The organism is Novosphingobium sp. 18050 (assembly GCF_902706195.1).
In the GTDB taxonomy this organism is placed as follows: Bacteria; Pseudomonadota; Alphaproteobacteria; order Sphingomonadales; family Sphingomonadaceae; genus Novosphingobium.
On record NZ_CACSJO010000018.1, the window covers coordinates 17,262 to 29,551 of the forward strand.

10 protein-coding genes are annotated in these 12,290 nt (G+C 61.7%); 7 read left to right on the top strand and 3 right to left on the bottom strand.

What is annotated here, in order from left to right; genetic code table 11:
• Positions 1 to 24 precede the first annotated feature (24 nt).
• The 7 genes from GVL61_RS16680 to GVL61_RS16710 all read left to right on the top strand — a co-directional run bounded on the left by GVL61_RS16680 (position 25) and on the right by GVL61_RS16710 (position 7,713).
• Positions 25 to 1,320, top strand: coding sequence for a cell wall hydrolase (locus GVL61_RS16680; protein ID WP_159987274.1), 1,296 nt, complete (start codon positions 25 to 27; stop codon positions 1,318 to 1,320).
• Between the two features lie 103 nt (positions 1,321 to 1,423).
• Positions 1,424 to 2,911, top strand: a complete 1,488-nt coding sequence (locus tag GVL61_RS16685; protein ID WP_159981795.1) for a TolC family outer membrane protein — start codon at positions 1,424 to 1,426, stop codon at positions 2,909 to 2,911.
• Positions 2,912 to 2,971: 60 nt separating this feature from the next.
• Positions 2,972 to 4,702: a type I secretion system permease/ATPase gene (locus GVL61_RS16690; RefSeq protein ID WP_159981796.1), complete on the top strand. Its 1,731-nt coding sequence runs from the start codon at positions 2,972 to 2,974 to the stop codon at positions 4,700 to 4,702.
• 6 nt (positions 4,703 to 4,708) lie between these two features.
• Positions 4,709 to 6,055 (top strand): HlyD family type I secretion periplasmic adaptor subunit, encoded by a 1,347-nt coding sequence (locus GVL61_RS16695; RefSeq protein WP_235037745.1) that lies wholly within the window; start codon positions 4,709 to 4,711, stop codon positions 6,053 to 6,055.
• 214 nt (positions 6,056 to 6,269) lie between these two features.
• Positions 6,270 to 6,491, top strand: coding sequence for a hypothetical protein (locus GVL61_RS16700; RefSeq protein WP_159981797.1), 222 nt, complete (start codon positions 6,270 to 6,272; stop codon positions 6,489 to 6,491).
• Between the two features lie 140 nt (positions 6,492 to 6,631).
• Positions 6,632 to 7,420, top strand: coding sequence for a sugar transferase (locus tag GVL61_RS16705; protein WP_159981798.1), 789 nt, complete (start codon positions 6,632 to 6,634; stop codon positions 7,418 to 7,420).
• Between the two features lie 41 nt (positions 7,421 to 7,461).
• Positions 7,462 to 7,713, top strand: a complete 252-nt coding sequence (locus GVL61_RS16710; protein WP_159981799.1) for a hypothetical protein — start codon at positions 7,462 to 7,464, stop codon at positions 7,711 to 7,713.
• A 7-nt stretch (positions 7,714 to 7,720) separates the two neighbouring features.
• Here the strand turns inward: GVL61_RS16710 and glgX are convergent, their stop codons facing one another.
• The 3 genes from glgX to glgC are packed head-to-tail and all read right to left on the bottom strand — an operon-like array spanning position 7,721 to position 12,244.
• The gene (glgX, locus tag GVL61_RS16715; RefSeq protein WP_159981868.1) at positions 7,721 to 9,520 is read right to left on the bottom strand and encodes a glycogen debranching protein GlgX; all 1,800 of its coding nucleotides are present in this window, start codon (positions 9,518 to 9,520) and stop codon (positions 7,721 to 7,723) included.
• Complete coding sequence (gene glgA, locus GVL61_RS16720; RefSeq protein ID WP_159981800.1) at positions 9,517 to 10,977, bottom strand: glycogen synthase GlgA; 1,461 nt, start codon at positions 10,975 to 10,977, stop codon at positions 9,517 to 9,519. The genes glgX and glgA overlap by 4 nt, the downstream gene beginning before the upstream one ends.
• A gap of 7 nt (positions 10,978 to 10,984) precedes the next feature.
• A complete protein-coding gene (gene glgC, locus GVL61_RS16725) occupies positions 10,985 to 12,244 on the bottom strand; it encodes a glucose-1-phosphate adenylyltransferase (RefSeq protein WP_159981801.1) in 1,260 nt (419 codons plus the stop codon).
• Positions 12,245 to 12,290 lie beyond the last annotated feature (46 nt).

The following is a 12,290-nucleotide window of genomic DNA, read 5'->3' on the forward strand; positions in this document are numbered from 1 at the left end:
ACTTTCGACTTTCATCGACCGGCAATGGCACCCTGCCACCTTCTGGGCGCACTTCCACAAGTATCCAATGGCGTGCTGAACTGGCGGGAACGGGGAGCAATCGCCCTTGCGCTGGTGGCCTGGGTCAGTCTGCGCCGCCTGACCGCCGCGGTCATGCTGTCATTGACCCTTGCGCTTGTTGTCACCCTCTTGCTCTCCGGTACTCTGCTCCCGGGGCAACCGAGCGCAGCATCGCGCTTGATACCGGAACGCCGAGGCCACGCGCTGCCCGGGTACCATGCTGCGCCCGGTACCAATGCGCCGAAAATCGAACCCCTTCTTCTTGCCGATGTCGATCCAAACACCGCCCGCGAACTCAACAAGGCAATCCCTTTCGCCGCACTCGGCACGGACCGCGCTCTGCCGTTTCGCATGCCCCCCGATAGTGCCGAATTCGCCCGCGCGCGGGACTGCCTCGCAAGCGTCGTACTTTACGAAGCGGGCAGCAATCGTGAAAGACAGGCGGCCGTCGCCCAAGTCGTCCTGAACCGCGTGCGCCATCCAGCCTATCCCCATTCGGTCTGCGGCGTAGTCTATCAGGGATCCGAACGCGCGACCGGATGCCAGTTCACTTTCACCTGCGACGGCGCGCTGGCACGGATACCGTCGCCCTCCACGTGGCAGCACGCCCGCGCCACGGCATCGGCCTTCCTCACGGGAGAGACCGATCCGGCCGTCGGCATGGCCACGCATTATCACACCGATTGGGTGCTTCCCTACTGGAGCGCCACGCTCGACAAGATCGCCCGGGTCGACACGCACCTGTTCTTCCGCTGGCGAGGCGATTGGGGACGCCAGCGTGCTTTCACCTCGCCTGTTGACCAGGCAGAACCTTTCGAACCCAAGCTGGCCTTCCTCTCTCCCGCCCATCGCGGGGCAGCCACGTCGCCATCCACGATCATCAGCGACCTCTCGGGCCAAGCCGGTTTGGCACTCGCCCCCGACGCCAAGGACACGCTGAGCCCGCGCGAAGGCGATCATTTCATTTCCATCGACGCCGAAGGTGACGGCGCCAGGTTGGCAATGCTCGGATTGGGGCAGTGCGAGGGACAAGCCTATTGCAAAGTCGTCGGCTGGGACCGCGCTTCGCAAGGCTTCGGCTCACCCCAAAACCCCGTCATTCGCACGGTCGCGTTCCTCTACGTTACCGACAAGCGTACCGGCGTCGAAATCGTCCTTTGGGACTGCGCCCGCTTCAATCGCCCGTCCAACGCACAGTGCCTGTCGGACGCAAACCGTCGCTGGATCAGCTTCAAGGGAGACCTTTCTCATGCTTCCTGAAGTACAATCACTGACAGCTATATGGGAAACTCCCAGGTCTCATCTCAGGGCGATATTCACCATGCCCGCCCATCAATTGCCCCGAACGATGAGCGGCGCGAACATGCCCATGACAATGGCTGCAAAAATACGGACCTTGCGCTGGCTGCCTTTGCTGCTGTGGGCAGGGATGCCTGCTCCGGTATCGGCAGAAACGCTCGGCGAAGCGATGGCCATCGCCTACCAACACAACCCCGGCGTCGAGGCGAGCCGTGCTTCCACCCGCGCCGCCGAAGAACGCGTGCGTCAGGCCAAGGCCCAGTTCGGCCCCACGCTCACCGCCGATGCCAGCTATCGCTACGCCTCGCGCCGCGTCACACAGAGCAGCGTCACCTTACTGCGGCAGGATGGTTTTACGCCGCAATTCTCGCTTTCCCTCGACCAGCCGCTGTTTACTTTCGGCCGGCTTAGCGCCCAGCGAAACATCGCCAAAGCCGGTTACGGTGCATCGGTTGCCGACATGCTCTCCAGCGAGCAGGACCTGATGGCCAACGTGGTTATCGCCTATGCCGCTGTCCTGCGCGATGAGAAACTGGTCGGCATTGCAAAGGAGAATCTTTCGCAACTGACCGAAACACTCGACCAGATCAACGCCCGCTACACCGCACGTTACGCCACTGAGACAGACCTGCAGCAGACCCGCAATCGCATCTTCAGCGGTCAGGCGCAGCTTGAGCTGGCTCAAGGCAACCTGCAAGCCAGCCGCAATACTTACCGCAACATCCTGGGCCACTATCCAGATGCGCTTGTGCCGCTGCCGCAGCTGCCGCCCCTACCGCGCTCAATCGAGGAAGCGCAGGCGATGGGCGCTGTATCCAGTCCCGTGCTCGCATCCGCCCGCTTCGACCTTGCCGCAGCAAAGGGCAGGATCGCGCAGACTCGCGGCAACGCAAGACCTTACGTCGGCATTCAGGGCAGCCTCGCCCGCTCACCACTGACAATCGAAAACGACGATACACGCGAACTTTCCGCGCAAGTGCAGGTGGGGCTCACCGTACCGTTATATTCCGGCGGTCTGCTGTCCGCCCGCATCCGCGAGGCGAAGCAACTGGCAGATGCCGCGACCCAGCAACTGGAACAAACATCGCGAGGCGTCCGCGAGAACATCGCCAGCTACTGGGACCAACTCTCCGCCGCTCGCCGCGCGCTGCCCGCTTACACTCGTGCAGTCACCGCCGCCCAAAGCGCTCTGGACGGCGCGCAGCAGCAGCAGCTTGCCGGACAGGTAACCTCGCTTGACGTACTCGACACCGCGCGCGACCTACTAACTTCTCGTCAGGCGCGGGCGCAGGCCGAAGCCCAGCTCTACGTGCAGCATGCGCTACTACTGGGCGCCATGGGACAATTGCGCGCGGAAAGTTTCGATCCCGGCACTCCGGCGTTCGATCCGGACGTCTACAGCTCTGTTCCCTACGCCGGATTGCCGACCGGGCCGCTCGTCGAGACGCTTGATTCGGTCGCCGTCGACGACAATTTCAAAGTGTCGCCGGTCCAGTTCGAAAACGATGCCGAACCGGGCCACGCAATGGCGCCGGAACCCGAAGGGCAATGACGATGCTGCCCATCCCGCACGGCTACTACACGCCGCTCAACGCTATCAGGAATTGCTAGAATGGATCCGGCCAGAGAAAACCTGTTCGCCGGAGTCCGGGGAATGCTGCAAGCACTGCTTCCCGTCCTGTGGCCAATCCTCGTGTTAAGCGCCGTGTTCAACGTGCTGCTGCTGTCCGGCTCGTTCTTCATGCTGCTGGTTTACGACGACGTGCTGGCCAGTCGCAGCGGCACGACCTTGGCGGGATTGCTACTCATGGTCACTGTCGCCTACATATTCCAAGGCGCCATCGACGTGATCCGCTCTCGCGTGATGCTGCATACCGGCGCTCAGACCGATCGTCGCCTGTGCGACCGGCTCTATGACGTGATCAGCCGTTACGAGCAGGAAGTTGGGCCCCTGCCCTCCGGCGCCGCGCCCGTGCGCGATCTCGATCTCGTGCGCGGCTACATCACGGGTGCCGGTCCCCTTGCGCTGCTGGACCTACCTTATCTCCTCATGTTCCTGTTGATCCTGACGCTGTTCCACTGGGTTCTGGGCCTGGCCACGCTCGCGGGCGTTCTCGTAATGATCGTACTGATGGTTCTGGGGGACCGCCAGACGCGCGGCCCGGCGTTGCAGGCCGCTGCCGTCACCGCCGCGCGTTTCACCATGGCGGAGGATGTGCGCCGCAACGGCGAAGTTCTCAGAGTACTGGGCATGGGCGGTCGTCGCCGTTCCAGTTGGGACACGGTCAGCCTCAGCCTGATCTCCGCGCACGACGAACTGGCCGGTGCTGCGGGCCGAATGCAAGTGATCGGCAAGGCCTTCCGCCTGTTCCTGCAATCCTTCGTGCTGGCCGTGGGTGCCTTCCTCGTCATCGATGGCGATGCAACCGGCGGTGTTATCATCGCCGGCTCGATCCTGAGTGCGCGTGCTCTGATGCCTGTTGAGCAGACGATCGGGCAGTGGAAACCGATGACCGAAGCCAGCCAGGCCTGGCGCCGCCTGACCGTTCTGCTGGAACATATACCCCTTCGCGAAGCGCCGATGCCGCTACCGCGTCCCAAAGCCAGCCTCGAAGTGCAAGGCGTGGTCTGCGGTCCTCCCGGACGACAGAAGGTTACTGCTGCTAACGTTTCGTTTCGGCTTTCGGCCGGAGAAGCGCTTGCAGTGATCGGACATAGCGGATCCGGCAAATCGACACTGATGCGTGCCGTTACCGGCGCCTGGCCGCTACTGCGCGGCGCGGTGAGACTCGATGGCGCATCGCTGGAGCAATGGGACCCGGTGCTGCTGGGCCGCGACATCGGCTACGTGCCCCAAACCATCGAACTTTTCGACGGCACCATCGCGCAGAATATCGCCCGCTTCGACGCTGAAGCCGACCCCGAGGCAATCATCACCGCTGCGCGCGCTGCCGACGTTCACGACATGATCGTGGCATTGTCGGGAGGCTACGAATACATGCTGGGCGGCCCCGGCGGCGGCGGCCTTTCCGCAGGCCAGAAGCAACGCATCGCACTGGCCCGCGCTCTCTATGGCGATCCGTTCCTGATTGTACTCGACGAGCCCAATTCCAACCTCGACGCAGCTGGCGAGGATGCCCTTGTCGAAGCTGTGCGCGCAGCCAAGCAACGCGGCGCGATAGTGATCATAGTCGGCCACCGTCCCACCGTCTTCGCCCATGTCGATCACATCATGATCATGGCCGATGGCCAGCTCATGCAAATGGGCGAGCGTACCGAGATGCTCAAACGCATCAATTTCAACCCGGCGCCGCAATCTCCCCCCACCCCGCCAGCAGAGTAAAGCGCCTTGTCCAACCAGATCGTCATCCAACCCGGAACCGTTCCCGTCCTTTCCAGCACATACGCGCCGGAAAAAAGTCTGCATAAAGAAGTACGTACAGGCATGTTCCTGTGCGGCACACTGGTTTTCGGGCTTGGCGGAATGGCGGCTTTCCTGCCGATGACCGGCGCGGTGATCGGGCCCGGCGAAGTCACCGTTTCCACATATGTGAAGGAAATCGGCCATCCCTCGGGCGGCGTCGTCGCCGACATCATGGTGCGCGATGGCGCCCATGTGAAAAAGGGGCAGGCGCTGATCCAGCTTGATTCGACAGTCAGCGGCGCCGCGGCGAATTACACCGGCGAGAATGTGGACCAACTGCTCGCCCGTGCCGCGCGATTGACGGCGGAGCGGGACAATTCTGCAGGCGTCGCTTTCCCTGCCGAACTCACACGCCGGGCCAGCGATGCCAACATCGCCGCCTTGATGGAGCAGGAACGCAAGACCTTCCTCCTGCGCCGCGATACGCGCCGATCTATGGCTGCGCAGCTGGGGCAACGGATCAGCCAAGCCCAGGCCGATGTCGCCAGTTCACGTACTAAGGCGCAAAGCTTCACCGATCAAGCGACGCTCATCAACGACGAACTCGATGCCACGCGTAAGCTTTACGAAAAGCGCTACACCACGCTCGACCGCCTGAATGCCCTGGAACGCTCAGCCTCAGGACTCACAGCTGAGGCGGGCAGCGCCCGCGAAAGCGCGGTGTCCGCCGCCGCACGCATCGGTGAACTGCGCCTGCAGATGGGATCGATCGAAGCGGAAGCCCGCAGCACGGCCGCCGCCGAACTGATGGACGTCCAGGCGCGTGTCAGTGAACTGCGCCGGGCCCAAGTGGCCGCCGACGACAGCTACGAACGTGCGGTAATCCGCGCCCCGCAGGCCGGCGTGGTCGACAAGCTCGCCTATCGCACCGTGGGAGGTGTCGTTCCTGCAGGGCAAACTATCCTCGAGATCGTGCCCGACGATGACAACATGATCGTCGAGGCGACCATCTCGCCCGTGGATATCGACCAGGTGCATGCAGGCCAGAAGGCCACGGTGCGTTTCAGCGCCTTCTCCACCCGGACGACGCCGGAACTGATCGGCACGGTCACGCATGTCTCCGCTGACCGGACCGACGACAAGGCAACCCGCAGCGCATTCTACCGAGTCACCGTTGCGCTCGACAGGGGTGAGATTGCCAAACTGGGCGAATTGCGGCTGAGGCCAGGAATGCCGGCAGAAACTTTCATCCAGACCGGCCGACGCACCATGCTCAGCTACATCCTCAAACCCCTGTCCGATCAGTTCAACCGCGCATTCCGCGAGGGTTGAGCAGCTCCGAAAGGGCCTATTACAAGGCAAACGAAACGTGTTCCGGCCGGTTTTAGCGGATAGGTTTACCCTTCGCTTCAAATGGTCTCCGCACGAACCGCGCCAAACCCCGCCGTTCAAAGCGAGGCCCTGCGCGTTTGCAGGACAAAGCTTTGCTCCGGACTGCTCCGGCCCGTTGTCAGCCCAAGTACATCACTGACATTCAGCGATTCGGATGAAAGACATCAATCTCACTTCCGCCGAAGTGCGCCAATCGATTGTATCGAGTCCAAAATTGATCGGGATCGGACGCGCCATACTTAAGTGGAAAAAACGAATGATCCAGTTTGAAGCATTAATTTTCCGCAGCATCCATAACGGATGCGTTCCCATACCACCTGATCAACGGATTTCTGCGCGCGCGCTCTTCAAAAATGAAACGCAGCTAGATGAATAGATTGTAATCGGACAGATTATTCATACCGCACTGCAACAAGGACTTATTGACGACTCTTTAACTTGTATTACCATGCAATCAACCAATAAGGGTTGCCCGGTGCCACGCAAATTTCCGTTACCTCACAGATGGATGGATCGATGGAAGCTCTCTCGACTCATTATGGTGACACGGTGGGGAACAGGGCTGCGGCACCTTTCACCGTTTACCAGGACCTCCACGGCCGCGGCGCTGCCGGGACCATAAATGTTACACCATTCATTCCCCTTCAGCCGGGGAATGAAGCAGGCCTTGTCAAATCCGAATGCACAGTTGCACGGGCTACGCCCAGTGGACGTGTTTTCGATGTTATCGTCGCGCTCCTTGCTATCCTGGTGTTCCTTCCGTTCCTGATCCTGGCCGCGATTGCGATCAAACTATCCGCGCCCGGACCCGTCCTATTTGTACAGCGACGGGTCGGGTGCGACGGCAAGCTGTTTCCCTGCCTCAAGTTCCGCAGCATGGTGGTGAACTCGCAGGAAGTGCTGAATGCCGTCCTTGAATCCTCACCGGAAGCGCGTATCGAATGGGAGCGCGACCAGAAGCTGCGCAGCGATCCGCGGATCACACCGATCGGTGCGATCCTGCGGAAAAGCAGTCTCGACGAACTGCCCCAACTATTTAACATCCTTGTCGGCCACATGAGCATTGTCGGGCCTCGCCCGATCATCGAAGCGGAAATCCCCCGGTATGGACAGCGCTTCAACGCCTATTGCTCAGTGCGCCCCGGCCTAACCGGCCTTTGGCAGGTCAGCGGCCGCAACGAGGTTTCCTATGAAGCCCGCGTCCGGCTCGATGGGCTCTATGCCCTGCGCAAGTCCATGCTCTACGATCTGTCGATCTGCCTGCGCACTGTTCCTGCTGTATTGGGCTCACGCGGGGTTTACTGAGCAATGCGGCTTTTATTACCGGGGATCGAAGTAACCAGACAATGACCGCAGAAGCCACGTCGAAGCAACCTGTCAATTTTCATACGGCTACGGCCCTTCAAAAACCGGAACATCCTGCCATCCGCAGCGGCGGGCCGCGCGCGTCAGCGCGGGAAGCTATGGAACGGGCTATCTTCCTTGCCCGCAAGCTGCACCACCGGGTCGTAGGCTCGGCTTCCGGCAACGAAAAGAAAACTTCAGCTGTTGATGAGCATCTCCCTGATTGTCAGGGGTCCATAATCGCCGTGAAATAGGGCCGCCTTATCGGCCGATCTCGACGCGTCGTGCGCTCCGGTCGATGCGAAAGGCGAAGGGGACGTTCTGATCCTCAGCCGCGCAACTGAGCCAGCCATCACCTGCCCTCTCCCAATCGGCGACGGTCATTTCATCGCCTTCGCGAGTGAGCCAACGGACCGGTTCGGGAATACGATCATAACAGGACAGGTGTGCCGCTCGCTCTGCCGAAAGGCCGGCTACATGATCTTCCAAATCTTGATCGCGGCCCGCCCAGTCAACCCAGCCGATCTCATTATCCTGACAATAGGCATTGTTATTACCCTGCTGGCTACGGCCAAATTCGTCGCCAGCGGTAAGCATGACCGTGCCCGACGAGGCAAAAAGAGTGCCAAGCAGAGCTTTGAGATCAGACCTGCGCGCGGCGATCACGGCTCCATTTTTGCTCGGCCCTTCGAATCCATTGTTCCAGCTGAAGTTTTCGCCGTGTCCGTCACGGTTTTCTTCGCCATTTGCCCAGTTGTGGCGCTGCTCGTAGGCAACCATATCGGCCAATGTGAAGCCATCGTGGGCGGAAAGAAAATTGACCGAGCGGCACCCCACATTCGTTGACGGTCCGAATACATCGGATGACCCGGCAAGACGCGTTGCCAGAGCGCCTATCCCCCCCTCACCTTTCCAGAACCGGCGAACATCGTCACGGAAGCGGTCGTTCCATTCCAGCCAATTCTCGGGGAATTGGCCAAGTTGATAGCCCCCCGGCCCAATGTCCCAAGGCTCGGCAATGAATACCCGGTCGGCCAGAAGCGTGTCAGCGGCAATCTCGGCGAAAATTGGTGCGGCGGGGTCGAAGCCGGGACCTCTCGCCAGGATCGGAGCGAGGTCGAAGCGGAATCCGTCTATGCCACAATGTGCGACGAAATGGCGCATCGTATCTAAAGTCAGACGGCGTACCGCAGGGTTCGAAAAATCCAGCGTATTGCCGCAGCCGGTATCGTTGATCAGCGTGCCGTCAGCCGCAATCGAATAGGCAGCATTGTCCAGACCGCGCAGGGATAAGACGCCGCCCGCCGTATCGCTCTCGCCCGAGTGGTTGAACACGAGGTCGAGCAGCACCCCGATCCCCTCGGCGTGAAGCGCCGCGGCAGTGTCGCGCATTTCGGCAATGCCGCCCGGACACAGGCTGGGGTCAAGCGCCATCATGGCGACTGGATTGTAGCCCCAGGAATTGACGAGACCAAGCGGCGGCAGGTGACGCTCGTCGATCCATGCGACTATCGGCATCAGTTCGACGGCGGTGACCTTGAGCTTCTTCAAGTGGGCAAGGACCGCCGGGTGGGCCAACGCAGCTACGGTGCCGCACAGGGACTTCGGCACGTCTGGGTGCAGCATTGTGAATGCACGCACGTTAAGTTCGTAGACAAGGCCGCCGCGGGCAAAGCGGGGTGGCTCTGGCTTCAGAGGGACAAGCGGTGCAGGTACGACTGCGCACGGGACGATATCTGCCGTATCCTCCCCGAAGCGAGCCAGACGTGGATTCTGCACGAAGCGGCGGTCCAATGCGACGGCGTAGGGGTCTACCAGCAGCTTGGCCGGATCGAACCACAACCCTTTGCGCGGCGCCCATTCACCCGCGGCGCGATAGCCGTAGCGAGTACCTGACAAATCGCCGGGCAGCGCGATAGTCCAGTCCGGTCCGGTTCGTTCCATCAGGTAGCGGGTTTCCAACTCTCCCTCAAAACGGCAGAGCCATACCATGTCCGCATGGGGCGAGCGTACTGTGAAGCGGGTCTGCCGCCCTTCAACATGCGCGCCAGGCTGGGTCATCCGATCAGCGCGGCATAGAGGTCGGCGTAAGCCTTCCCGCTGGCCTTCCACGAGAAGTCGCACTTCATTGCGTTCTTCTGGAGGCGCTCCCACACTTCCGGCTGATGATAGAGCGATACGGTGCGGGTAAGCGCAGCAGCGAGACCATCATAGCTGACACCGTCAAACTGCACCCCGGTTGCACAGCCCGCTGCGAGGGCGGCGGGGTTGGCGTCAATCACCGTGTCGGCAAGGCCGCCGGTGCGGGCAACCACGGGCAGACATCCATAAGCCAGGCCGTAGAGTTGAGTCAGACCGCAAGGTTCAAAACGCGAGGGGATGAGTATCGCGTCGCCGCCTGCCTGCATCCGGTGCGAAAGCGCCTCGTCATAGCCTACGCGAATACCGATGCGGCCGGGATGACGAGCGGCGGCCTCGAACAGATCGCGCTCGATCGCGGCATCGCCCGAGCCGAGGAGCGCCAACCGCCCGCCGATGCCGACGAGATGGTCGATCACTTCCAGCAGAACGTCCATACCCTTCTGCCAAGTCAGGCGGGTAACAACGATGAACAGTGGCCCTTCCCCTTCATCAAGGCCGAATTCAACCTCAAGCGCGCGCTTGTTGGCGCGGCGCTTATCGAGCGAGCGGTGACTGTAGCGAACGGCCAACGAAGAATCGGAGGCCGGATCCCACACTTCGGCGTCGATACCGTTGAGGATACCGTGAACCGCGCCACCGCGTTCCACGATCACACCTTCGAGACCCATGCCGAAGGTAGCTGAACGTATCTCGCGCGCATAAGTCGGGCTGACGGTGGTGATCGCATCGGCGCTGGCAAGGCCTGCCTTCAGCATGCCTACGCCGCCGTGGTACTCGACGCCGTCGAGGGCCCAGGCCTCAGGCGGGAGGCCCAGTTGAGGGAAAACCTCAGGACCGGACCAACCCTGGAAAGCCATGTTGTGAATGGTGATGACAGAAGGCGTACGACTGGCGCCGTGAGGCGCGAAGCGCAAGTAGGCAGGGGCCAGCGCAGCCTGCCAATCATGCGCGTGAACGAGATCGAAACTCTGCGGCTTGCCCCGTTTGACCACGGCACCGCCCGCAATGTCAGCTGCGGCGCGGCCGAGCGCGGCAAAACGCTGCCAGTTGTCGGCCCAATCACGGCCTGCTGCATCGGAGTAGGGAGCGCCTTCACGGGCGTAGAGCGCCTGAGCATCGAGCACCAGTAGCGGGTGGCCGCCTTCCAGTGTGCCGGAGAGCAGGCGCGCCGGGGTTCCGACCAGCGCGTCCCAGGCGTGGACCGTTCTCGGCCGATTCAACGCCGCGAGCACCGAGGGGTAGCCGGGCAGCAGCGTCGTCGTCTCCACCCCATGCGGGGTAAGCGCGCCCGGGAGCGCACCGACGACGTCGGCGAGCCCGCCGGTCTTGACCAGCGGGACTGCTTCCGAAGCGACCGAAAGGACCTTGATCGTCATGCCATCATCACAGCGCCAGTCGCTCTATCATCGGTTTGGTGATGAGGCACACGCCGTTGTCCGTGCGGCGAAAGCGGCGTGCATCGAGTTCTGGATCTTCGCCCACTACCAGTCCTTCGGGAATCCGCACGCCTGAATCGATGATGACGCGGCTCAGGCGCGCACTGCGACCGATGTTGCAATAAGGCAGGATCACGGCCTCTTCCACGCATGAAAAGCTGCCCATCTTGACGCCCGTCATCAGCAGCGAGCGCCGAGCCAGGGCGCCGGAAACGATGCAATCATTGGAGATCAGCGAGGAGATCGCATGCCCCCGCCGCCCTTCCTCGTCGTGGACGAACTTGGCGGGCGCGGCGACCACCGCATCGGACCAGATCGGCCACTCACGGTCGTACATGTCGAGCTGAGGCACCGTGTCGGTAAGGTCGAGGTTGGAATCGAAATAAGCGTCGAGCGTCCCCGCATCGCGCCAATATTCGCCGATTTCCTCGGCTGCGCGGATGCAGCTGTCCGTGAAGCGGTGGGCCTGGGCCTTTCCGTGCTTGACGATGTAGGGGATGATGTCCCCGCCAAAGTCGCGCTTGCTATCGGGATCGGCGGCATCGCGGCGCAGCTGGTCGAACAGGAACTCGGTATTGAAGACGTAGATGCCCATGGACGCGAGCGCCATGTGCTCCTGCCCCGGAATGCCCGGAGGATCGGCGGGCTTTTCTACGAAGGCAGTAATTCGGTCTGCCTCGTCGACGTGCATGACACCGAATTCCGTCGCTTCCATACGCGGCACCACGAGGCAGCCCACGGTAACATCCGCACCCGAGTTGACGTGCTGCTGCAGCATCAGCTCGTAATCCATCTTGTAAACATGGTCGCCCGCCAGGATCACCATATACTTGGGATCGTGGACCGCGATAATGTCGATGTTCTGGTAGACTGCGTCGGCCGTGCCTTCGTACCATAACAGTTCGGAGATGCGCTGGCTGGCGGGCAGAATGTCGAAACTCTCGTTACGCTCGGGGCGCATGAAGTTCCATGCACGCTGCATGTGACGGATCAGGCTATGCGCCTTGTACTGCGTGGCGACGCCGATACGGCGAATGCCCGAGTTAATGGCATTCGACAGCGCGAAGTCGATAATGCGCGCCTTGCCGCCGAAATAGACCGCAGGCTTGGCACGGTTGTCGGTCAATTCCTTGAGGCGGCTACCGCGCCCGCCGGCAAGGACATAGGCCATGGCATCGCGCGCCAGCGGCCCAGACGGTGTTCTCATCGTTCGCTCTCCATTAGCCGCATCCGCCGCGCCTGCCGTTGATTGT

Bases quoted from the DNA above. Each gene is read 5' to 3' on its own strand.
- GVL61_RS16705 (WP_159981798.1), top strand. From the start codon at position 6,632: ATGGAAGCTCTCTCGACTCATTATGGTGACACGGTGGGGAACAGGGCT.
- glgC (WP_159981801.1), bottom strand. From the start codon at position 12,244: ATGAGAACACCGTCTGGGCCGCTGGCGCGCGATGCCATGGCCTATGTC.
- glgX (WP_159981868.1), bottom strand. From the start codon at position 9,520: ATGACCCAGCCTGGCGCGCATGTTGAAGGGCGGCAGACCCGCTTCACA.
- GVL61_RS16685 (WP_159981795.1), top strand. From the start codon at position 1,424: ATGCCCATGACAATGGCTGCAAAAATACGGACCTTGCGCTGGCTGCCT.
- GVL61_RS16680 (WP_159987274.1), top strand. From the start codon at position 25: ATGGCACCCTGCCACCTTCTGGGCGCACTTCCACAAGTATCCAATGGC.
- glgA (WP_159981800.1), bottom strand. From the start codon at position 10,977: ATGACGATCAAGGTCCTTTCGGTCGCTTCGGAAGCAGTCCCGCTGGTC.
- GVL61_RS16690 (WP_159981796.1), top strand. From the start codon at position 2,972: ATGGATCCGGCCAGAGAAAACCTGTTCGCCGGAGTCCGGGGAATGCTG.
- GVL61_RS16700 (WP_159981797.1), top strand. From the start codon at position 6,270: ATGAAAGACATCAATCTCACTTCCGCCGAAGTGCGCCAATCGATTGTA.
- GVL61_RS16710 (WP_159981799.1), top strand. From the start codon at position 7,462: ATGACCGCAGAAGCCACGTCGAAGCAACCTGTCAATTTTCATACGGCT.